Annotated in this window: 15 protein-coding genes, 2 tRNA genes and 3 rRNA genes; 10 read left to right on the top strand and 10 right to left on the bottom strand. The window is 43.2% G+C overall.

Annotated features, from left to right (window positions below; genetic code table 11):
• Positions 1-350: 350 nt before the first annotated feature.
• From QI031_RS21805 to QI031_RS21795, 3 genes are all read left to right on the top strand, one after another.
• Entirely contained in the window at positions 351-1,787 is a 1,437-nt protein-coding gene (locus tag QI031_RS21805) for an aspartate ammonia-lyase (protein ID WP_281481719.1), read from the top strand.
• A gap of 211 nt (positions 1,788-1,998) precedes the next feature.
• On the top strand, positions 1,999-2,970 hold the full coding sequence (locus QI031_RS21800) for an Npun_F2552 family protein (protein WP_281481718.1): 972 nt from the start codon (positions 1,999-2,001) through the stop codon (positions 2,968-2,970).
• Between the two features lie 863 nt (positions 2,971-3,833).
• Positions 3,834-4,022 (top strand): TLTLP motif-containing protein, encoded by a 189-nt coding sequence (locus QI031_RS21795; protein WP_281481717.1) that lies wholly within the window; start codon positions 3,834-3,836, stop codon positions 4,020-4,022.
• A 383-nt stretch (positions 4,023-4,405) separates the two neighbouring features.
• Here QI031_RS21795 and QI031_RS21790 read toward each other — a convergent pair whose 3' ends face one another.
• Complete coding sequence (locus QI031_RS21790) at positions 4,406-4,816, bottom strand: slr1601 family putative cell division protein (RefSeq protein ID WP_281481716.1); 411 nt, start codon at positions 4,814-4,816, stop codon at positions 4,406-4,408.
• Between the two features lie 451 nt (positions 4,817-5,267).
• Between QI031_RS21790 and QI031_RS21785 the strand changes: the two genes are divergently transcribed.
• The 6 genes from QI031_RS21785 to QI031_RS21765 all read left to right on the top strand — a co-directional run bounded on the left by QI031_RS21785 (position 5,268) and on the right by QI031_RS21765 (position 9,151).
• Positions 5,268-5,681, top strand: coding sequence for a secondary thiamine-phosphate synthase enzyme YjbQ (locus QI031_RS21785; RefSeq protein ID WP_281481715.1), 414 nt, complete (start codon positions 5,268-5,270; stop codon positions 5,679-5,681).
• 442 nt (positions 5,682-6,123) lie between these two features.
• Positions 6,124-6,567 carry an urease accessory protein UreE gene (gene ureE / locus QI031_RS21780; protein ID WP_281481714.1) on the top strand — a complete coding sequence of 148 codons (444 nt, stop codon included), beginning with the start codon at positions 6,124-6,126 and terminating at the stop codon, positions 6,565-6,567.
• Positions 6,545-7,234 (top strand): urease accessory protein UreF, encoded by a 690-nt coding sequence (locus QI031_RS21775; protein ID WP_281481713.1) that lies wholly within the window; start codon positions 6,545-6,547, stop codon positions 7,232-7,234. The genes ureE and QI031_RS21775 overlap by 23 nt, the downstream gene beginning before the upstream one ends.
• 112 nt (positions 7,235-7,346) lie before the next feature.
• The gene (gene ureG / locus QI031_RS21770) at positions 7,347-7,943 is read left to right on the top strand and encodes an urease accessory protein UreG (RefSeq protein ID WP_281481712.1); all 597 of its coding nucleotides are present in this window, start codon (positions 7,347-7,349) and stop codon (positions 7,941-7,943) included.
• Between the two features lie 42 nt (positions 7,944-7,985).
• Positions 7,986-8,243 carry an AIM24 family protein gene (locus QI031_RS31625; protein ID WP_343217817.1) on the top strand — a complete coding sequence of 86 codons (258 nt, stop codon included), beginning with the start codon at positions 7,986-7,988 and terminating at the stop codon, positions 8,241-8,243.
• A gap of 80 nt (positions 8,244-8,323) precedes the next feature.
• Positions 8,324-9,151: a M15 family metallopeptidase gene (locus QI031_RS21765; protein ID WP_281481711.1), complete on the top strand. Its 828-nt coding sequence runs from the start codon at positions 8,324-8,326 to the stop codon at positions 9,149-9,151.
• Positions 9,152-9,288: 137 nt separating this feature from the next.
• Here the strand turns inward: QI031_RS21765 and rrf are convergent.
• From rrf to QI031_RS21740, 5 genes are all read right to left on the bottom strand, one after another.
• Positions 9,289-9,406: ribosomal RNA gene (rrf, locus tag QI031_RS21760) — 5S ribosomal RNA — on the bottom strand.
• Positions 9,407-9,521: 115 nt separating this feature from the next.
• Positions 9,522-12,354, bottom strand: a 23S ribosomal RNA gene (locus tag QI031_RS21755).
• A 220-nt stretch (positions 12,355-12,574) separates the two neighbouring features.
• Positions 12,575-12,647 (bottom strand) — tRNA-Ala (locus QI031_RS21750).
• 88 nt (positions 12,648-12,735) lie between these two features.
• Positions 12,736-12,809: transfer RNA gene (locus tag QI031_RS21745), tRNA-Ile, on the bottom strand.
• A gap of 128 nt (positions 12,810-12,937) precedes the next feature.
• A 16S ribosomal RNA gene (locus QI031_RS21740) occupies positions 12,938-14,426 on the bottom strand.
• Together the 16S, 23S and 5S rRNA genes with 2 tRNA genes alongside form the textbook arrangement of a ribosomal RNA operon.
• A 329-nt stretch (positions 14,427-14,755) precedes the next feature.
• On the opposite strand from QI031_RS21740, the gene nadC reads away from it, so the two are divergent.
• A complete protein-coding gene (gene nadC, locus QI031_RS21735; protein WP_281481710.1) occupies positions 14,756-15,622 on the top strand; it encodes a carboxylating nicotinate-nucleotide diphosphorylase in 867 nt (288 codons plus the stop codon).
• Positions 15,623-15,976: 354 nt separating this feature from the next.
• Here nadC and QI031_RS21730 read toward each other — a convergent pair whose 3' ends face one another.
• The 4 genes from QI031_RS21730 to thrB all read right to left on the bottom strand — a co-directional run bounded on the left by QI031_RS21730 (position 15,977) and on the right by thrB (position 21,184).
• On the bottom strand, positions 15,977-17,224 hold the full coding sequence (locus QI031_RS21730; RefSeq protein WP_281481709.1) for an HhoA/HhoB/HtrA family serine endopeptidase: 1,248 nt from the start codon (positions 17,222-17,224) through the stop codon (positions 15,977-15,979).
• A 450-nt stretch (positions 17,225-17,674) separates the two neighbouring features.
• Positions 17,675-19,288, bottom strand: a complete 1,614-nt coding sequence (locus tag QI031_RS21725; protein WP_281481708.1) for an NAD(P)H-quinone oxidoreductase subunit 4 — start codon at positions 19,286-19,288, stop codon at positions 17,675-17,677.
• 453 nt (positions 19,289-19,741) lie between these two features.
• Positions 19,742-20,251, bottom strand: coding sequence for a hypothetical protein (locus QI031_RS21720; protein WP_281481707.1), 510 nt, complete (start codon positions 20,249-20,251; stop codon positions 19,742-19,744).
• 9 nt (positions 20,252-20,260) lie between these two features.
• On the bottom strand, positions 20,261-21,184 hold the full coding sequence (gene thrB, locus QI031_RS21715) for a homoserine kinase (RefSeq protein WP_281481706.1): 924 nt from the start codon (positions 21,182-21,184) through the stop codon (positions 20,261-20,263).
• Positions 21,185-21,215: the final 31 nt, after the last annotated feature.

Raw genomic sequence — 21,215 nt, 5'->3', positions numbered from 1 at the left:
CCTCTGCTCCCTGCCCCGAAGCCTGCCACCACGCAAAGTTGCTGGGTTAATGTAAAAAAGTCCAGTTCTTTTCTCCCCCTGCTTCCCCTGCCTGCCTCCACATGTCATTTTTGGGTTGACAGAGTACTAAGACTGCCCCAAAAATGTGGATGGTGAAAAATTTCCCAAACAAGCATAAAACTTCCTTGATTTTATGCTCTTAAATAGCTGTACATAATTATTATTTAGTGTACGTAATATCTACTTTAAGCTAAATTTAGCTATCTGGCAATAGTTTTGTCTATTTTTTCCCAAATCAAATAGGAGTCCTATATGGGATGATCTGTTTCTTGAGATTCCCAAATAATTCTATGACTCAACAGACAGATTTCCAATTACGCATCGAACGCGATTCAATGGGCGATCGCCACATCCCTAGTAACGCTTACTACGGCATCCAAACCTTACGAGCAACAGAAAACTTCCCTATTAGCGGCATTAAGCCTCTACCTACTTACGTAGATGCTTGTTTAATTATCAAAAAAGCTACAGCCATTGTCAACGGTGAACTCAATTGCATTCCCCAAGAGATTAGTCAGGCAATTGTGCAAGCAACTGATGAAATTCTGGCTGGGAAGTTGCGTGATCAGTTTGTTGTGGATGTTTATCAAGCGGGTGCTGGAACTTCCCACCACATGAATGTTAACGAGGTTTTAGCAAATCGGGCTTTAGAACTTCTGGGCGAGGAAAAAGGCAATTATCAACGCGTTAGTCCCAACGACCACGTTAACTATGGGCAGTCTACCAATGATGTGATCCCGACAGCAATTCGCATCGGTGGTTTATTGGCACTTTGTAAAACATTACACCCAGCTTTAGAAGGAGCGATCGCAGCTTTAGAAAACAAAGCCGAGGAATTTCAAGGTATTGTCAAATCCGGCAGAACTCATTTACAAGACGCTGTACCTGTACGCTTGGGTGAAAATTTTCGGGCTTGGGCGCAAATTTTATCAGAACACCAAAACCGCATTTATACAGCCTCTGGAGATTTGATGATTCTAGGTTTAGGAGGTAGTGCAGCGGGTACTGGGATGAATACCCATCCTTTATATCGCGCCCGTGTGGTGGAAGTAATTTCAGATTTACTCAATACTCCCTTAGAACCTGCGCCTCATCTGATGGCAGCTATGCAGAGTATGGCTCCCTTTGTTAACGTTTCCGGCGCTTTACGCAACTTAGCACAGGATTTAGTCAAAATCTCTCATGACTTGCGTTTAATGGACTCTGGCCCCAAAACTGGCTTGAAAGAAATTCAACTACCACCAGTACAACCGGGTTCTTCGATTATGCCAGGAAAATATAACCCAGTAATGGCAGAGATGACATCAATGGTGTGTTTTCAAATCATGGGTTATGACAGTGCGATCGCTCTTGCCGCCCAAGCCGGACAATTAGAATTAAATGTGATGATGCCGCTGATTGCCTATAACTTGATTCATAGTATTGAAATTTTGGGTAATACTATTGCCGCCCTTACAGAACGTGGCATTAAAGGAATCACCGCCAACCAAGAACGGTGTTTAGCTTATGCCGAAGGCAGTTTAGCTTTAGTAACTGCACTTAATACCCACATTGGTTATCTCAATGCCGCCGCTGTGGCCAAAGAATCTTTAGAAACTGGTAAATCTTTACGTCAGATTGTTCTAGAACGCGGACTGATGAATGAAGCAGAATTAGCCACCGTATTAAATCTAGAACAGATGAGTGGTATCTTACCCCTCATGGCAGAATCGGATACAGTAGATTAAAACATAATAGGAAGATAGGTTATACCGTTTCACTTTGAAGTTGATACATTTGGGCAAGCAGGGAAAGCAGAGGGGCAGGAAGCAGGAACAAAAGGAGAAAGAGGTAATTTTTCTTCATCCCCCTTGCACCCCGCACCCTGCCCCAATTCCTCCTTACCATGCCCCATGCCCTATAACCCATCCTATCTTCACTACCCGTAATTTATTATCCATGCAGACTCAAAACCCATCTGTCAGTCTCATCAAGGCTACTTCCTACGAACGAGAAGCTTTGCGGGAATCTTTAGTCACACTACTAGAACCTTTCGGGGGGATAGCTGGATTTGTGAAAAAAGGCGATCGCGTTTTACTCAAACCTAATCTTCTCACAGGTTCGCGTCCGACTAAAGAGTGTACTACCCGCCCCGAATTAGTTTATGAAGTTGCTCAGATGGTGATTGAGGTTGGTGGTCAGCCGTTTTTAGGGGATAGTCCAGCTTTTGGCAGTGCTAAAGGGGTAGCCTTAGCAAATGGTTATCAGCCTCTTTTACAAGAACTGAATTTGCCGATTATCGAGTTTCACGGCAAGCGTTATCAAACTGTAAGTGAAGATTTTAATCACCTGCTGCTATGCAAAGAAGCTATGGAAGCAGATGTGGTAATTAACCTACCTAAAGTCAAATCTCATGCTCAGTTGACTTTAACATTAGGGGTAAAAAATTTGTTTGGTTGCGTTCCTGGCAAGATGAAAGCTTGGTGGCACATGGAAGCCGGCAAAGATGCCACTCGATTCGGGGAAATGCTGGTAGAAACTGCCAAGGCGATTAATCCAAACTTGACTATTTTAGATGGCATCATTGGTCATGAAGGTAACGGGCCTAGTGGCGGTGAACCTCGCAATTTGGGTGTTTTAGCAGCAGCAGCAGATGTATTTGCTTTAGATAGGGCAATGCTAGAAGTTCTTCAAGTTCCACCCCATCAAGTCCCAACTGTTGCAGCTTCCCAACGCCTAGGGGTTTGTCCAGAACTGGATAATATTCAGTTTCCTAACTTATCTCCTGACTTACTCCAAATAGAAGATTGGTTATTACCAGACAAGTTAATGCCAATTGATTTTGCTATGCCCCGCGTGATTAAATCCACGTTTAAACATCTTTACATCCGTTTTCTCAAAGAACCTATGAGTGTTTATGGTAAACGGTAGTTTAACTTGAACTTTGGACTAGTAAGGAGTGCGAATTTTGCTACAACAGTTTTAAAATCAGCAAGATAAGTTATAAATACCCTCCGATTGCTTAACTAGACCGCCACTATAATAAGGGCGGTTTTTCCATTAGTTAATTTTTTATTAAATTTCTATTTTATATCCTTAATCTTTTACACTTCAGACTTATTTAGTTCAAGCATATATACTCTACCTATATATAGATTGACAAAAAGAAAGTAGTATTACTCAGAACTAGTAATTGAGATTCTGAAGTGTTTTTTTAGTGCTATCACTGAATAAATGGCATAACGCCTCATTAACTTCTGTGTATTTATAGATGCAAATTTATGGTAACAAAAATCATGATTACCCAGTGCTTATTGGTTTGCAATACTTTTTATGTAACTACTGCTACATAGTGCAAAAAAGCTAGCATCTTTCAGTAAAAATTCGGTATATATCTCAAGTATTAAAAACAAGCTAAATCGCTAAAACTAGCTTACAAAAAGGAATTTAAGATGTTATAATCAAAATAAACTTACCTTAATATCGGTTGGTAATTGATCTATGCTCAGATGAAAAAATGTAGTTTCCACTGCTGTTTCTTAATCTCTGCTTAACTCAAAGATTATGCATTTCAGCAAGAAATCGTAACATATTATTCGCTTAGTCAGATCCGAAATGTTTAACCGTAACTTTGTATCAAGACTATCTGGTAAAAACTGCTATTATGACACTTGTCAAACTGGTTAATCTTTTTGAATGTCAACTGTGCTGCATTCAAAAAATAGCTAGAATAGCATCAACACTCTCTTCTAGAGAGCAAACCTACAATTGATTGTGAAAAATTTCAACTTTGTATGAATTCAAATAGCCAGTCTGCCGACCCTGCCTCTACATCTTCCCATCGTTTGGCAGACGTTATGGGAACAGCGATCGCTCTACTAACACTAACGTTACCAGTGTTTGTCATAGCCCATTATTCTTCAAGCAATGTTCCATACAATCAGCCATCCCTAACCTACAGAATGCCCAAAGGTGGAAAGTAAACAATACTTGAAAATTACATTTCACCAGCAAGCTAGCTCCAAAAAAGGAGAAACAAGATTTTGAGCTAACATTCGTCTATGTAATCAATCAGGTACGAATTAAATTTGTCTAGCTTTCCCCTTGATTGAGAAACTAAAAATAATACAGGTATAATTCTCTCTCATAGATGAGGAATTAACCACCAAAATATTTAAACAAAAAGCGTTGCCAAAAACCTTGCAGCGCTTTTTTGTTGTTTATAGCAGGATGTAGAAGCTTACAGATGTAAGTTTTTCCCAAGGGTGTGATTATTTTATCACACAACAAATGTCAACCACTAGTAGATGTTGTTTTGATCTCTAAAAATTCTGTTTATTTGGACTTTTTTTAAGTTAGAAGTCCTTTAAGGTAATGAATCTGATGCTTCGATTTCCTTACCATCTTGATCTATGATCACGATCTGGCGCTGATTAGGGTCAAATCGGTATCCCTGTTGCTGCATTATACTTTTAGTTTGACTGGGATCAAAGTTACGACTAAAATCAGCCTGCAAACTATTTACACGTCCTTCCATCAGTTTGACTTCAGTACGAATTTCTCGCAATTTTTCTTGTTGTAACCAGTGATAAGGCAAAAGTTGCACTAAGGCAGATATTGCTGCTGCTGAGATGGCAAAATTAACCACTATCTTGGCTGTACTTTCCAGTGCCATTACTTGATAAGAGCGTTGGCGCAGATGCCGCTTTGGTCGAGGAATAATTCGACGTTTTTGTATAGGTTGTAGCGGTGGTCTAGAAGGTTGGATCGCGTTCATGATGCTAAAAAGAGCTGATTGAATATAAATACCTTGAAGAGCTTACTGGCGCTATGACTTGATTTAGCTGTCATATTACTTCATTTTTAGGAAATTGCTACACGTATGGTGCAATTAAAAAATAACGCAATATACTTACGTAACTGATTTACCTACTAACTTCTGGCAATAGCACCTAGTCTGCCAGGATTATAGTCTTTTAAGAGTTATTGTCAATTCCAATGTTGTGTTTTACAAGTGTAAGCACAATTAAGGTTCTTGTCAGCTTTTGGTGATCAATAGTGGGCTGGTTAAAGCAGAAAAAGAGAAGAATTTGTTAACAATACTCTTTTTCCTCCTCTGCTTCCCCTGCCTCCTCTGCTTGAACTACGCGACAATTTTTGTTTGCTAGACCACTAGATGGCGAAACAAATTATCTGCACAATAGAGTTAACAGTCAATCACCTTACACATGACTCATTACCAAAAGCTACTTAAAGTTTCCACTACTGGCAAATCTTTTTACAACATCACTGCAAAAATTGAAGCCATAGTTGCTGAGTCGGGAGTAGAAACTGGCCTTTGTACTTTATTTTTGCGTCACACTTCAGCTAGTTTAGTAATTCAAGAAAATGCTGACCCTGATGTACTTGTGGATTTAGCTAACTTTATGGCAAAACTTGTGCCAGAGTCAGGCAAATATATCCACGACGCTGAAGGTGCGGATGATATGCCCGCACACATTCGCACAGCCCTTACCCATACTTCTGAACATATTCCTATAAATCGCGGTCATCTGGTGCTAGGAACTTGGCAGGGAATTTATGTTTGGGAACATCGCCAGCGTAATCATCAAAGAGAGTTGGTTGTCCACATTTGGGCATAGCAATTTTTGTAGACTTTAAACCTAATACGGTGGTAGTTGGACAAAATTAAAATTTTTATTTAAGTAAGTCGGTGAAATAAAATCAAACTATGTGAATAAAAGTAAATAAGACTCAAACTCTTTCTCCCCCTGCTCTTGGTCACTGAGCGAAGCCGAAGTGCTTCCCCCTGCTTTATTCCAACGATAATTATTGACATCGACCTACTTAGTTAAGGGGATAGATGACAAGCATCCATCCCCAAATAGCTGCCCAGATGATGAACCTGGAACCCTATAATCTGGTATCTATTAAACTTAGTATCAATCGAGATACGTCTATTGTCATTGTGATAGATACGGATATAAAAAATATTTGTGAACAACTATACGGGCTTCAGGTAATAATACTGAATTAACACAGTGTGAATAAGTAGCACATCGCATTATTTTAATCTGATTAATCATGCTGACCTTAACCCAACGTCAACCACCCAACCCTGATGCATCAGTTACTTTGACCTTAGCACTCACAGCTGAAGAACGAACTCGCAGTCGTCATCGCTTTGAAGCGGAAGGCGGCAAAGTTGTGTTTATGCGTTTACCCAGAGGAGTCATTTTACAGGATGGCGATATTCTACAAGATGAAAGTAATAGCAGCTTAATTAGAATTACTGCCAAACCAGAACCCGTTTTAACTGTCTTTACTCCAACACCGCTGTTATTAATGCGGGCAGCATACCATTTAGGAAATCGTCATGTACCTGTAGAAATTACACCCAACTATTTACGTTTGGCAAAAGATGCTGTTTTACAAGCAATGCTAGAACAAATGGGGCTAGAAATTACAGCAGAAAATCTACCGTTTCAGCCAGAATTAGGCGCTTATGGACAGTATCACGCTCACTAATAGCCATTTTTTGAGTATTTTGCAATTGTCAAGTTCGGCTTTACCTGTGGGAGCATATAGTTATTCTGAAGGATTAGAAACACTTGTAGAAAATGGTGCGATCGCCGATCAAAAAAGTCTCAAACACTGGTTAGCAGCAGAACTATGTTATGGAGCGATTCGCTTAGAAGCAGCGGTGATGGTACGAGCCGAGCAATCTGCAACAATCGGTGATGTAGAGACGCTATGCCGTTGGAATATGTGGTTATCTGCTGCTAGGGAAACCCAAGAATCACGCACCTCTAGCTGGCAGATGGGGCGATCGCTAATGCAGTTACTTGGTAAACTACAACCAGAAATCATGCCATTAATGAATGCTGTGGGTAATCCTGGGAATTATGCGATCGCTTTTGGTATTGCGATCGCCCATTGGCAAATTAATATCCAAGCTGCTTTGTTAGCATATCTGCATAGTTGGGCAAGTAATTTGATTACTGCTGGAATCAAACTCATCCCTCTTGGTCAAACAGCAGGACAAGAGTTATTACTAGAATTACAGCCGTTAATTAGTACTGCGGCATTAGAAATTCTCAATTTAGAAGATGATGAACTCAGTTGTTGTAGTTGGGGTCTATCATTAGCAAGTATGCAACATGAAACGCAGTATACAAGGTTATTCAGAAGCTAGTATCGCTGTGCATAATTTGTAATTACCTTTTTGCAAGGGTTTTAGACATTTGAAATGGCAGCTTTATTTATGCCGTGCGTGCTGTACTGGTTAGGAAAGACAGAGGAAGTATATGAATGCATTTCGAGTTGGGGTTGCCGGCCCAGTGGGATCTGGGAAAACTGCTTTAGTCGATGCTTTGTGTAAAGCATTGCGTGAGCAGTATCAGATTGCCGTGGTAACAAATGATATTTATACTCAAGAAGATGCTCAGTTTTTAGTGCGTTCTCAGGCCTTAACAAGCGATCGCATTTTAGGTGTGGAAACTGGCGGTTGTCCTCACACTGCGATTCGTGAAGATGCTTCGATGAATTTGGCTGCTATTGAACAATTAGAGTTAAAATTCACCAATTTAGATTTAGTCTTTTTAGAAAGTGGTGGTGATAATTTAGCAGCGACCTTTAGTCCTGAATTAGTAGATTTAACGATTTATGTCATTGATGTCGCTGCTGGTGATAAAATTCCCCGCAAAGGTGGCCCTGGCATTACTAAATCTGATTTATTGGTAATTAATAAAACTGACCTTGCGCCTCATGTTGGCGCAGATTTAAATGTCATGGAACAAGATGCAAAAAAAATGCGTGGTGCTAAACCTTTTATTTTCACAAATTTGAAAACTCAATCAGGATTAACAGACGTAATTCAGTTCGTTTATACAAATATTTGTTAAGGAAACTGCTAAAATATTTGTACTTGCCATCTGGAAAAATAGATGCCAAAAATGTATGTGAATTGTAGCTTTAAACTAAAGTACAACTTTTTACAGCATTTGAGAGACACACAATGGCAAATTTTGAAATTTATCGAACGAGAAAGTTTGCACTTAGTCAAAATAACGTTGCAAAACGAAACAGTACGTACTGAATCTGGCGCGATGTACTATATACATGGCAACATCACCATGCAATCTAAAACCCCTTCAGCGAATAGTTTTAGGAGATTCGTTCAGATCGCGCCTAAAAATTTATAGATGTAAAATATTACCTGTTGTGTTTATTTTTTTCCAGTCTACAATCTGTTATGAATATTGAACAAAATAGGAGTTGACCTTTGAATAAAGTTGGTTTTTCTGGACAACCGCAAAATTCATCGGGTAGCCCTGGTGACGATATTCCCGTTGCTTTACGCGATACTCCTGAAACAACATCTAAATTACGTTTGCAACCCCTAGTTTTGCTGGTAGGCGGACTAGCAGGATTTGTTATGCTGGCTGTAGTAAGTGGTTTTATGTTTTTTGCCATTGCACCGAAAAAAACAGCCGATTCTCCGACTTTGCCAACTCTTCCTGCTAGACCAACCTTAGAACCTAGTAATTCTGCCAAATCTCAAGATAATAATAGCGATGTTATTTTGGGGCATTTGACGTATCCAGAAGCACCAGAGTCAGAACTAGCGGCAATTACCGCAGATGGACAAATCAAAATGCGAAAAACTGCTGCCGAAAAGTTTGGGGCGATGGCGCAAGCGGCGCGCAGTGCGGATGTAATTTTAGTGCCAATTTCTGGTTTTCGCTCCGTGAAGGATCAAGAGCCGTTATTTTTTGGCGTTGGACAACAACGAAATCAGACTCCAGCCGAACGAGCTGCTGTCAGCGCTCCTCCTGGTCATAGTGAACATCACACAGGTTACGCTGTCGATATTGGAGACAAAGCAGTACCAGCAACTAATCTGCAAACAAACTTTGACAATACCAAAGCTTATAAGTGGCTACAAGCGAATGCAGCCCGTTTTGGTTTTGAATTATCTTTTCCCAAAGACAATGCTCAAGGCGTGAGTTATGAGCCTTGGCACTGGCGTTATGTAGGCGATCGCGATAGCTTAGAAATGTTCTACAAAGCCAGAAGTTTACAACCCACTAAAACACCTCAACCACGGTAAGAAGGGAACAGATTTGGATCAGTTTATGTCCTAAACTATCTGGCGATCGCTATAAGTCCCAATAGTAGAATCATAGATTGAATAAAAAGAAAGCCTCCTAGCATTGAGATGAGCTAGAAGACTTCTTGTATGATTAGACCTGGCATCGAGCTATTTTTGCGTAGGGCTACCCCTAAACTATCGTGGCCGCAACAGCGTTTCACCTCTGAGTTCGGGAAGGATTCAGCGTGGTTCCACCGCGCAATAGACACCAGGAAAAGCTGATGGGAATGTAAAATTAAAAATGACTTTTGAAATTTTACATTTCTAATACTTCACAAAACCCTGAAGACTGCAAGTAACGCGAATGAATTAGTAACCAAATGTTTGAGAGGTCAAGCCCTCGGTCTATTAGCACGGCTCGGCTGCATACATTACTGCACTTCCACCTACCGCCTATCAACGGGTGTTCTGCCCGTGACCTTACCTACTATTAGTAGTGAGAGCACTCATCTTGAGGTGGGCTTCCCACTTAGATGCTTTCAGCGGTTATCCGCTCCGCACTTGGCTACCCAGCGTCTACCGTTGGTACGATAACTGGTACACCAGCGGTGCGTCCTTCCCGGTCCTCTCGTACTAAGGAAGGCTCCTCTCAATGCTCTTACGCCTGCACCGGATATGGACCGAACTGTCTCACGACGTTCTGAACCCAGCTCACGTACCGCTTTAATGGGCGAACAGCCCAACCCTTGGGACGTACTTCCGCCCCAGGTTGCGATGAGCCGACATCGAGGTGCCAAACCTCCCCGTCGATGTGGACTCTTGGGGGAGATCAGCCTGTTATCCCTAGAGTAACTTTTATCCGTTGAGCGACGGCCATTCCACTCTGTACCGTCGGATCACTAAGGCCTACTTTCGTACCTGCTCGAGATGTCACTCTTGCAGTCAAGCTCTCTTATTGCCTTTACACTCGCCGCACGGTTTCCAAGCGTGCTGAGAGAACCTTTGCGCGCCTCCGTTACCTTTTAGGAGGCGACCGCCCCAGTCAAACTGCCCACCTGAAACTGTTCCCACACCCGGTCAGGGTGCTAGGTTAGAATTCTAGCTTCGCCAGAGTGGTATCTCACCATTGGCTCCATATCCCCCACAAGGAATATCTCAACGCCTCCCACCTATCCTGCGCAAGCGAAGCCCGAACACAATTCCAGGCTACAGTAAAGCTTCATAGGGTCTTTCTGTCCAGGTGCAGGCAGTCCGTATCTTCACAGACATTCCTATTTCGCCGAGTCTCTCTCTGAGACACCATCCAGATCGTTACGCCTTTCGTGCGGGTCGGAACTTACCCGACAAGGAATTTCGCTACCTTAGGACCGTTATAGTTACGGCCGCCGTTCACCGGGGCTTCAGTCGTCAGCTTCAAGCTTTCACCCTGACCAACTTCCTTAACCTTCCGGCACTGGGCAGGCGTCAGCCCCCATACGTCCTCTTGCGAGTTTGCGGAGACCTGTGTTTTTGGTAAACAGTCGCCTGGATCTCTTCACTGCGACCCACCATGAGTGGGCACCCCTTCTTCCGAAGTTACGGGGCCATTTTGCCGAGTTCCTTAGAGAGAGTTATCTCGCGCCCCTTGGTATTCTCAACCTCCCTACCTGTGTCGGTTTCGGGTACGGGTATCATGCTTTCATCACATTCATTGCTTTTCTTGGCACTATCCTTCACCATCCGGAGTTCGTAAACTCCTCCCAAACCAATCAGGGTATGGCTATCTTTCATGCGTCCCAATCAATGCTCCCACATAATAGTCAGGGATTGTTGACCCTGTGTCCATCGACTACGCCTTTCGACCTCGCCTTAGGACCCGACTAACCCTCCGAGGACGAACCTGGCGGAGGAACCCTTAGGGTTTCGGGGCTAGGGATTCTCACCCTAGTTTGCGCTACTCAAGCCGACATTCTCACTTCCGTTTCGTCCACAGCTGCTTGCCGCTACTGCTTCTTCCTAACACGGAACGCTCCCCTACCGATTAATCGTTACGATTAATCCCACAGCTTCGGTACATCGCTTAGCCCCGTTCATTTTCGGCGCAAGAGCGCTTGACTAGTGAGCTATTACGCACTCTTTCAAGGGTGGCTGCTTCTAGGCAAACCTCCTAGTTGTCTTTGCACTCTCACCTCCTTTATCACTTAGCGATGATTTGGGGACCTTAGCTGGTGGTCTGGGCTGTTTCCCTCTTGACAATGAAGCTTATCCCCCACTGTCTGTCTGGCAATGTGTTCTCTGGGTATTCAGAGTTTGTCTCGATTTGGTACCGTTCTCACAGCCCGCACCGAAACAGTGCTTTACCCCCCAGATATAATCATTACCGCTGCGCCTCAACACATTTCGGGGAGAACCAGCTAGCTCCTGGTTCGATTGGCATTTCACCCCTAACCACAGCTCATCCGCCGATTTTTCAACATCGGTCGGTTCGGACCTCCACTTGGTGTTACCCAAGCTTCATCCTGGCCATGGTTAGATCACCAGGGTTCGGGTCTATAAACACTGATTATCGCCCTTTTCAGACTCGGTTTCCCTTTGGCTCCGGCATTTTCGCCTTAACCTACCAGTGCCTATAAGTCGCCGGCTCATTCTTCAACAGGCACGCGGTCATCCGTTGAATCGGACTCCCACTGCTTGTAAGCTAACGGTTTCATGTTCTATTTCACTCCCCTTGCGGGGTTCTTTTCACCTTTCCCTCGCGGTACTGGTTCACTATCGGTCACACAGTAGTATTTAGCCTTACGAGGTGGTCCTCGCTGATTCACATGGGATTCCTCGTGCCCCATGCTACTCGGGATTCAGCTACTATCTTTAAGTTTTCAACTACAGGACTTTCACCTTCTGTGGTACAGTATTTAGCTGTTTCGTTTAACCGCCAGATTCGCAATTTGCTGTCCCACTACCCCAGTCAGTAAACCAACTGGTTTAGGCTTTTCCCCGTTCGCTCACCACTACTTAGGGAATCTCTAGATTGATTTTTTTTCCTCCAGCTACTAAGATGTTTCAGTTCGCTGGGTTGGCTCTTTGCTGCCTATATATTCAGCAGCTAGTATAAAAGGTTGCCCCATTCGGAAATCTCCGGCTCAATGTCTGCTTCCAACTCCCCGGAGCATATCGTCGGTAACCACGTCCTTCGTCGCCTCTGTGTGCCTAGGTATCCACCGTTAGCCCTTATTAGCTTGACCACTTTCTAATTCGTAATTTCTAATTCGTAATTCGTAATTAGATTTTTACGTTGGTGTACAAAATGCAAACACAATTCATCTCATCAAAAAATAAATGTCTGTGTCTGCCTGCTAATTTCGCGTTACTATGCAGTTTTCAAGGTTCTGGCTGAGAATCTCTCAGCAGTCTGACATTATATACCTACATGCCATGTTGCTGATTTCTCGTCAAATTTACAGGTGGAGATTAGCGGACTCGAACCGCTGACATCCTGCTTGCAAAGCAGGCGCTCTACCAACTGAGCTAAACCCCCAGATACAATTAAAAATTGATAATTAAAAATTAAAAATGAATATAATTCAATTTTTAATTTTGCATTTGACATTTTTAATTGATTCAGGTGGGCCATCCTGGACTCGAACCAGGGACCTCACCCTTATCAGGGGTGCGCTCTAACCACCTGAGCTAATAGCCCCAATCCGAACCTTCATCATAGTTTGAAAGCACTCAATAATTCAAGTAGAAGCGACCGACCTCGGTTTGACCAACTCAATCTTTATTTGCATTTTGCTTTCAAGATTTGAGGGGTGTAGGTCTCCCTTAAAAGGAGGTGATCCAGCCACACCTTCCGGTACGGCTACCTTGTTACGACTTCACCCCAGTCACCAGTCCTGCCTTAGGCATCCTCCCCCACGAATGGTTGGAGTAATGACTTCGGGCACTACCAGCTTCCATGGTGTGACGGGCGGTGTGTACAAGGCCCGGGAACGAATTCACTGCAGTATGCTGACCTGCAATTACTAGCGATTCCTCCTTCACGCAGGCGAGTTGCAGCCTGCGATCTGAACTGAGCTACGGTTTTTTGGATTTGCATCACATTGCTGTGTAGCTGCCCTTTGTCCGTAGCATTGTAGTACGTGTGTAGCCCAAGACGTAAGGGGCATGCTGACTTGACGTCATCCCCACCTTCCTCCGGTTTGTCACCGGCAGTCTCTCTAGAGTGCCCACCCGAAGTGCTGGCAACTAAAAACGAGGGTTGCGCTCGTTGCGGGACTTAACCCAACATCTCACGACACGAGCTGACGACAGCCATGCACCACCTGTGTTCGCGCTCCCGAAGGCACCTCTCCCTTTCAGGAAAGTTCGCGACATGTCAAGTCTTGGTAAGGTTCTTCGCGTTGCATCGAATTAAACCACATACTCCACCGCTTGTGCGGGCCCCCGTCAATTCCTTTGAGTTTCACAGTTGCCTGCGTACTCCCCAGGCGGGATACTTAACGCGTTAGCTACGGCACGGCTCGGGTCGATACAAGCCACGCCTAGTATCCATCGTTTACGGCTAGGACTACTGGGGTATCTAATCCCATTCGCTCCCCTAGCTTTCGTCCCTCAGTGTCAGTTGCGGCCTAGCAGAGCGCTTTCGCCACCGGTGTTCTTCCTGATATCTACGCATTTCACCGCTACACCAGGAATTCCCTCTACCCCGAACGCACTCTAGCCGTGTAGTTTCCACTGCTTGTATGAGGTTGAGCCTCACTCTTTAACAGCAGACTTACAAGGCCACCTGCGGACGCTTTACGCCCAATCATTCCGGATAACGCTTGCATCCTCCGTATTACCGCGGCTGCTGGCACGGAGTTAGCCGATGCTTATTCCTCAGGTACCGTCAGAACTTCTTCCCTGAGAAAAGAGGTTTACAACCCAAGAGCCTTCCTCCCTCACGCGGTATTGCTCCGTCAGGCTTTCGCCCATTGCGGAAAATTCCCCACTGCTGCCTCCCGTAGGAGTCTGGGCCGTGTCTCAGTCCCAGTGTGGCTGATCATCCTCTCAGACCAGCTACTGATCGTCGCCTAGGTGCGCTCTTACCACACCTACTAGCTAATCAGACGCGAGCTCATCTTCAGGCGGCAAGCCTTTTACCTTGCGGCATATCCGGTATTAGCCACCGTTTCCAGTGGTTGTCCCCGACCCAAAGCCAGATTCTCACGCGTTACTCACCCGTCCGCCACTAGCTCCGAAAAGCCCGTTCGACTTGCATGTGTTAAGCATACCGCCAGCGTTCATCCTGAGCCAGGATCAAACTCTCCGTTTTGATGGAAGTGTTTGCTTTTTAGCTCACATATAATATATGAAAGACTGTTGTTTATACACTCCAGCCTAGTGTTTCAATTTACTTGACGCTGACCACTTGCTGTATAATCGCTTTCAAACTATAATATTTTCAAGGTTCGGTTGCCTTTCGGACCGCGCTTTGCGGCGCTCTCCTCTAGGCACTTATCTAATATATCTACCCCACACACCTTTGTCAACTCCTTTTTGTGAGTAATTTGAAAAAAGATTTTTTGCCCACCTTCAAACCTATATAAAACAGGGGCTTCAAGCTATAGTATTCTTGGAAGTTGCAAAGGAAGCAATAAATTTGTGAGCAAGTCTAGTGTTTTGCCTCCCTGGCTGGTGTTAGATCCAATGTTGCGTAATTGGTTATTGGAGGATATTGGTCGGGGCGATCGCACTACGAATACTCTATTAATAAAAGATATTACGCCAGGAACAGCTAAATGGGTTGCTAAAGCCAGTGGCATAATTACTGGTTTACCAGTTGCAGCTAGAGTATTTCAGCTTTTAAATGAAAAAGTGAGCTTTGTAACGACTATAGATGAAGGTACATGGTGTGAATCAGGACAGGTAGTAGCAGAAATTCATGGTTCCCTAGATGCGCTGTTGATGGGGGAACGGGTAGCGCTCAACTTAGTTATGCGTTTGAGTGGAATTGCTACACTCACTCGTATGTATGTAGAGCAAATTGCCAATTTATCTGCTCAGTTGGTGGATACGCGCAAAACTACACCAGGATTGAGACTTTTAGAAAAGTACGCGACTGCGGTGGGTGGAGCGATTAATCACCGTATGGGTTTGGATGATGCAGTGATGATTAAGGATAATCATATTGCGGCGGCTGGAGGAATTGCAAAAGCTATTACTTGTATTCGTTCCCAAATACCTTATCCTTTGACGATAGAGGTAGAAACTGAAAGTATAAAGCAGGTGGAAGAAGCTCTACAATACAAAGCTGACATTATTATGTTGGACAATATGCCTTTGGAGATGATGCGTGAAGCAGTGCAGTTAATTCGTCAGCACGATAGACGCATGAAAATTGAGGCTTCCGGGAATGTAACTTTAGAAAGTATTAGCGCTGTGGCAGAGACAGGTGTTGACTATATTTCGAGTAGTGCGCCGATTACTCAGTCGAAATGGTTGGATTTAAGTATGAGAATTACGCTTTAATGGAAGACAACGTCTGTTGGCTTATTTAGCGTTGCTGAATGAAAAGATGAATTGACGATTGAAACTATTGAAAAAATTCGGACGTTGTATAAATGTGGGATGAATTGACGGGCTACGCCCTGCTTCGCTCAGGGCGCTTGAGTGGGAGGAAGTACTAGCTCCGTCCCAGTCTCTGCCCCTTGTGTTCCCTGCTTCCCTGCTTCTTTTGACAGGAGATTTCCGTGACAAGGGACTTTATCTGGGCCACCTCTTTTCACTTTCGAGTCCTCTTTTTGGCATATCCATTGCACTATTTTAGCTGTGTCAATCTAGTAGAGTGCGTTAACCAAGGTAACGCACCATTCTCAGTAACAGCTATAGTTGCGCTTGTTGAGTAGGGAAAGCACCAGGTTGTACAGCTAAGCTGATAGTTTGCCCATTGCGTCGTAACTCTAAACGCAAATTCCCTCCAACTTGGCTATTTTCTACTGCTCTTTGTACACTGCCAGCATCTGTTACAGATTGACCATTTAGCGATTTAATAACATCACCTGCACGTACTCCTGCTTTTGCAGCAGGTGAATTAGGCATAACTTTTACAACCAATACACCTTTATCTTCATTGATGGTTATACCGCTATTGGGGTCTGAGTTGAGATTCTGCTTGATTTGAGGTGTTAGTCCCAGCATCTGAATACCCAAATAGGGATGTTGCACTTTCCCTGTAGATATTAATTGTTTAGAAATACGTTGGGCTGTGTTAATGGGGATAGAAAAACCTAATCCTTGTGCGCCTTGAATAATAGCCGTATTCATCCCAATTACTTCACCACGGGCATTTAACAAAGGCCCGCCAGAGTTACCAGGATTAATTGCTGCATCAGTTTGAATAAATTCCACTCTCTTATCAGGAGCGCCAATTTGATTGCTGGTACGTCCAGTTGCGCTAATGATTCCTGTAGTTACACTATTATCTAATCCTAAAGGATTACCGATCGCGATCGCCCATTCTCCTGGTTGCAGTTGGTCTGAATTACCCAATGTTACTGATGGCAGATTATCAGCTTGAATCTTGACAACAGCGACATCTGTTAATTCATCTTTACCCAACACCTTACCTTGGAAGCTACGCCCATCCTTGAGTGTTACTGTTACCGTATCAGCACCATCGACAACGTGAGCGTTGGTGAGAATTTCTCCATTACCACTAATAATAAAACCTGAACCAGTGCCTTTTTCTACCCGCTGTCTTTGTTGTGGTAGTTGAGAACCAAAAAAGCGCTGGAAAAATGGATCATTAAATTCTGCTGGTATCCTGGATTGAACTGTTCGAGAAGAATCAATCCGCACCACAGCAGGACCTACTTGTTGTACTACTTTGATCACAAAATTAGGATCTGTAGCAGATGGTAAAGGAGGAGCAGCATTTACCCTACTAACTCCCAGTTTAGAAGCATTTTCAGACAACTGCTGATTATTTCCAGCTAAATAACCGCCCGCTAATGTCATACCCGACCCCAGTAGCACCAGTGATAAAGAGGCTGCTGCTTTTTTCCAGGGTGTATTGTTATAATATTTAGAATTAATTAAAGGTTGATTTGCGTCGCGTACTTGGTTTTTCATTGCTCTCTGGAAAGATATTTAAATATATTACTAATGTAGACAGTGCTTATGACAGTTTTGTTGCGATGATATTGCGTTAATGTGAAAAGTTTGATATTTTACTCAATTCGTAAGTACAGTAGTATTTAAAGTCAAAGTATCTAACTATATTTGCTCAATAATCAACTATAGAAGAAATTATAAGTTATAAATATATTTTGTAATTTTTCAAACTGTAAATTTATATTAGGACTTAAGCATAAGTCATGGAAAACCTAACCACAGAGGCATAGAGAATACAGAAGAATAAAAGTTTGAGAGATATTTTATGTAAGTCCTGTGTATCTCTACTGCAATTTTTTCTGAAAAGATATCTTAACTTTTAGCAAAATTTAAGGGATGGTTTTGTAACCATCCCTTTATTCCCCTCATTTTAGAATTTAATTGCAGCACCCTAATTGGGTAGTATTTTTACTTTGAAATATTAACTAAACTTTCAACTTGAGAAGAAGCCAGTGTTGGCGCTGTCACAAGACGCGAGTACAAACTTGATGGTTGCTGATGAGCAACGACTGGTAGAACTTGGCGAGCATGGGCTGCTAATTCTATTGTCTTCACATCATAAGTCTGCGTTGCCAATTTAGGATAAAAGCCGATACCGATGATTGGTAGCAGCAGACAAGCTGTGATAAACAATTCGCGGGGTTTAACATCAGCTATTACAGCATCCAGATGTAACTCTTGACTGGGGTTGCCGTAAAATACTTGGCGCAACATTGACAGTAGATAAATCGGAGTCAGAATCACGCCAACTGCTGATAGTAGCACGACTACAACTTTAAAACTGGAACTGTAAACATCACTGGTAGCAATACCGAGGAACACCATCAACTCACCCACAAAGCCACTCATTCCTGGTAAAGCTAGAGAAGCCATTGAACCGACGGTAAATAGAGCAAAGGTTTTGGGCATTACCTTCGCCATACCGCCCATTTTGTCCATCATCAAAGTGTGAGTGCGTTCGTAAGTCACGCCGGATAAGAAAAATAAGCTAGCGGCAATCAAGCCGTGAGAAACCATTTGTAGAACAGCACCACTAATACCAAGTTCTGTATAAGAAGCAATACCAATTAACACAAACCCCATGTGGGCAATTGAAGAGTAAGCCAAGCGTCGTTTGAGGTTTGTTTGAGCAAAGGCACAACAAGCACCGTAGACAATGTTCACTACACCCAAAATCGCTAGCACAGGAGCGAAGGTAACATGAGCATCGGGCAACATTTCCACGTTGAAACGGATGAGAGCATATCCACCCATCTTCAACAACACACCAGCCAAAATCATCGAACCAGGTGCTGATGCTTCACCGTGGGCATCGGGTAGCCAAGTGTGGAGAGGAAAAATCGGCAGTTTTACACCAAAGGCAATTAAAAAACCTGCATAAACTAACAGTTCAAAAGCTTTGGGATATTCTTTCATTCCCAGAGTTGCCATGTCGAAAGTGACATTATCTCCAGAGAATGCCATTGCAAAACCTGCAATCAAGATAAAAATGGAGGCAGCAGCAGTGTAAATAATAAATTTAGTAGCGGCATAACCGCGCTTTGGACCACCCCAAATTGATATCAGCAAGTATACAGGGACTAACTCGATTTCCCACATCAAAAAGAACAGCAACAAATCTTGGGCAACAAACACACCAAGCTGGGCGCTGTACATTGCCAGCATTAGTCCATAAAATAATCGCGGCTTGTTGGTAACTTTCCAAGCCGCGAAGATTGCGAGGGTATTAATTAAGCCTGCCAGAAGAACTAAGGGCATCGACAGACCGTCAACTGCTACAGACCAATTCAAACCCAACTGCGGTATCCAAGAATAGTTTTCTACAAGTTGGAATGTTGAACTTTGGAAGTTGTAGCTGTGCCAGAAGGCATAAATCATTAATGCAAAATCTGTAAAAGCAACTCCCAGACCATACCAGCGGACAGTTTTGCCTTCCTTATCTGGGATTAAGGGGATAGCTAAGGCAGCCACCAAGGGCAAAAGGATTATGGCTGTTAGCCAAGGAAATTGAGTAAGATTCATCACTTCTGACAATCGTTTTGCTGTTTTTCTTTTGATTACATTATATTAAGGAATCAATACTTTTGTAAACGTTATTTATCTCTACTAAGATTAAAATTTCGGTTTTGACAGAAATACATACTTATAAAAATATCAATTTCGAGGTTTAATAAGAATAAATACTTATAGATTTTGGCGCTTCCCATTGTAAATGTAAACTTTTGCAACGTCAACAAAAAACGGTGGCTCAAACCACCGTTACAAAATTTAATATTTATGTCTCAAGTTTGTGTTATTGTTCCAAGCTAGCTTTTTCAGGATAGGTAGGAATTTTGGTTAAAAAATCCCCTTTCTATCTTTTGCCTCTGAGTTCTCTGCGCCTCTGCGGTTAGATAAGTTATTTTTACACCACGCAGGCACAGAGAGCGCTGAGAAAAAACAGATTTTACGAGTAACCTTGAAAAGGCTAAACCATTAAACGATCCGGTTAATAATTGACCATACTTCCCCATCTGAACGCACATAAGGAACTGATATTGTTTTGAAGCCAGTGATGAAGGGCTTGTAATACACTTGCCAATACATTGGGCTTAGCTGATCGGCACAAGCCTTGAGAAAGCGGATTTCTGTTGCTAGTTCTCCTGCAAGTTGGTTAATACGTTGAGCATGAACCTGAGCTACTCTTTTGGCTTCGTCTAACTGCTGTTGTGGGGTAAGTTGTTTTGATTCGATTTGACAACAGGTTAATTCAGTTTGCTTGTGATGTAGCTGTACTTCCAAAGCCGCGATCGCATCATCTATACCCTTAAGTTCAGCTGATAATTGGGGATTTTCTCTGGCTTGGCGGCGGTAAGCCTCAACTGTGGCTACGAGGGAATCATTTCCACCAGATATCGCATTATTAATATTAAGAGCAGCACGTTCTTGTTGGAGAACTTGAATCTGAGAGTTAAGTGCTGCTATTTCTGCCTGAATTTGCTGCATAATTCCTGTTTATCCTTCGTAAAAACTGTTTGCACCTTGGGTATCAACACAAAGCGATCGCACAACAGCTGTAATTCCTGCTTGTTGCCAAGCAGTTAACATTGCCATTTCTACAGCCTTTGACTGTGTTGGATCTGCTAAAGCTAACAGTGTCGGCCCTGCACCACTAATCACCATGCCGTAAGCACCAGCTGCTGTTGCAGCTGCATTCACAACATCGTAACCAGAAATCAAAGCTTGACGATAAGGCTGATGTAACTTATCTTGCAAAGCGGCTTTTAACCATTCTCCCTTACCAGTTTCCAAACCACGCAATAATAAACCCAGATGTGCCGTATTAAAAATCGCATCTGCACGACTGACTTGGGTTGGTAAAACGCTCCGCGCTTCTTTGGTGGAAAGTTCAAAATCAGGAATAGCTACAACTGGTATAACATCTTGATGCCAAGGAACCTCACAAATTTCCCAACTTGCATCACTGGTAGCAGCCAGACGACATCCCCCCAACAAAGCTGGAACAACATTATCAGGATGTCCTTCCATTGCGATCGCTAATTCCATCACTTGTAATTGAGACAGAGGTGTACCCGCCAATTTATTCGCACCAATCAACCCACCAACAATAGCCGTGGCCGAACTACCCAAACCCCTCGCCAGTGGTACACCCAAATCTATCTCCATTTTCACAGATGGCGGCGTTTGCTCTATATATTGATATAACTTCAAAAATGCTTGATAGAGAAGATTACTCTCATCAGTTTGTACCCGTTCAGCTTCTGCGCCTGTGACACGAATAGTTAACGTACCTTCTTCTAGGCGAGTAAACTTAAACTCGTTGTACAACGTTAAAGCTGCGCCGATGCAGTCAAAACCAGGCCCCAAATTAGCAGTTGTGGCAGGAACGGTAACAGTGACACTAGAAACACCAGACATCTGCAAATATTCACTAACTAATCAACCAGCA

The sequence above is a fragment of the Halotia branconii CENA392 genome (genome assembly GCF_029953635.1).
Lineage (GTDB): Bacteria > Cyanobacteriota > Cyanobacteriia > Cyanobacteriales > Nostocaceae > Halotia > Halotia branconii.
Note: the sequence above shows the minus strand (reverse complement) of the source record. Positions and strands in the feature narration are given on the sequence as shown.

Excerpts from the sequence above, each read along its gene's own strand:
- QI031_RS21805 (WP_281481719.1), top strand. The coding sequence starts at position 351 with ATGACTCAACAGACAGATTTCCAATTACGCATCGAACGCGATTCAATG.
- QI031_RS21800 (WP_281481718.1), top strand. The coding sequence starts at position 1,999 with ATGCAGACTCAAAACCCATCTGTCAGTCTCATCAAGGCTACTTCCTAC.
- QI031_RS21795 (WP_281481717.1), top strand. The coding sequence starts at position 3,834 with ATGAATTCAAATAGCCAGTCTGCCGACCCTGCCTCTACATCTTCCCAT.
- QI031_RS21790 (WP_281481716.1), bottom strand. The coding sequence starts at position 4,816 with ATGAACGCGATCCAACCTTCTAGACCACCGCTACAACCTATACAAAAA.
- QI031_RS21785 (WP_281481715.1), top strand. The coding sequence starts at position 5,268 with ATGACTCATTACCAAAAGCTACTTAAAGTTTCCACTACTGGCAAATCT.
- ureE (WP_281481714.1), top strand. The coding sequence starts at position 6,124 with ATGCTGACCTTAACCCAACGTCAACCACCCAACCCTGATGCATCAGTT.
- QI031_RS21775 (WP_281481713.1), top strand. The coding sequence starts at position 6,545 with ATGGACAGTATCACGCTCACTAATAGCCATTTTTTGAGTATTTTGCAA.
- ureG (WP_281481712.1), top strand. The coding sequence starts at position 7,347 with ATGAATGCATTTCGAGTTGGGGTTGCCGGCCCAGTGGGATCTGGGAAA.
- QI031_RS31625 (WP_343217817.1), top strand. The coding sequence starts at position 7,986 with ATGCCAAAAATGTATGTGAATTGTAGCTTTAAACTAAAGTACAACTTT.
- QI031_RS21730 (WP_281481709.1), bottom strand. The coding sequence starts at position 17,224 with ATGAAAAACCAAGTACGCGACGCAAATCAACCTTTAATTAATTCTAAA.
- QI031_RS21725 (WP_281481708.1), bottom strand. The coding sequence starts at position 19,288 with ATGAATCTTACTCAATTTCCTTGGCTAACAGCCATAATCCTTTTGCCC.
- QI031_RS21720 (WP_281481707.1), bottom strand. The coding sequence starts at position 20,251 with ATGCAGCAAATTCAGGCAGAAATAGCAGCACTTAACTCTCAGATTCAA.
- thrB (WP_281481706.1), bottom strand. The coding sequence starts at position 21,184 with ATGTCTGGTGTTTCTAGTGTCACTGTTACCGTTCCTGCCACAACTGCT.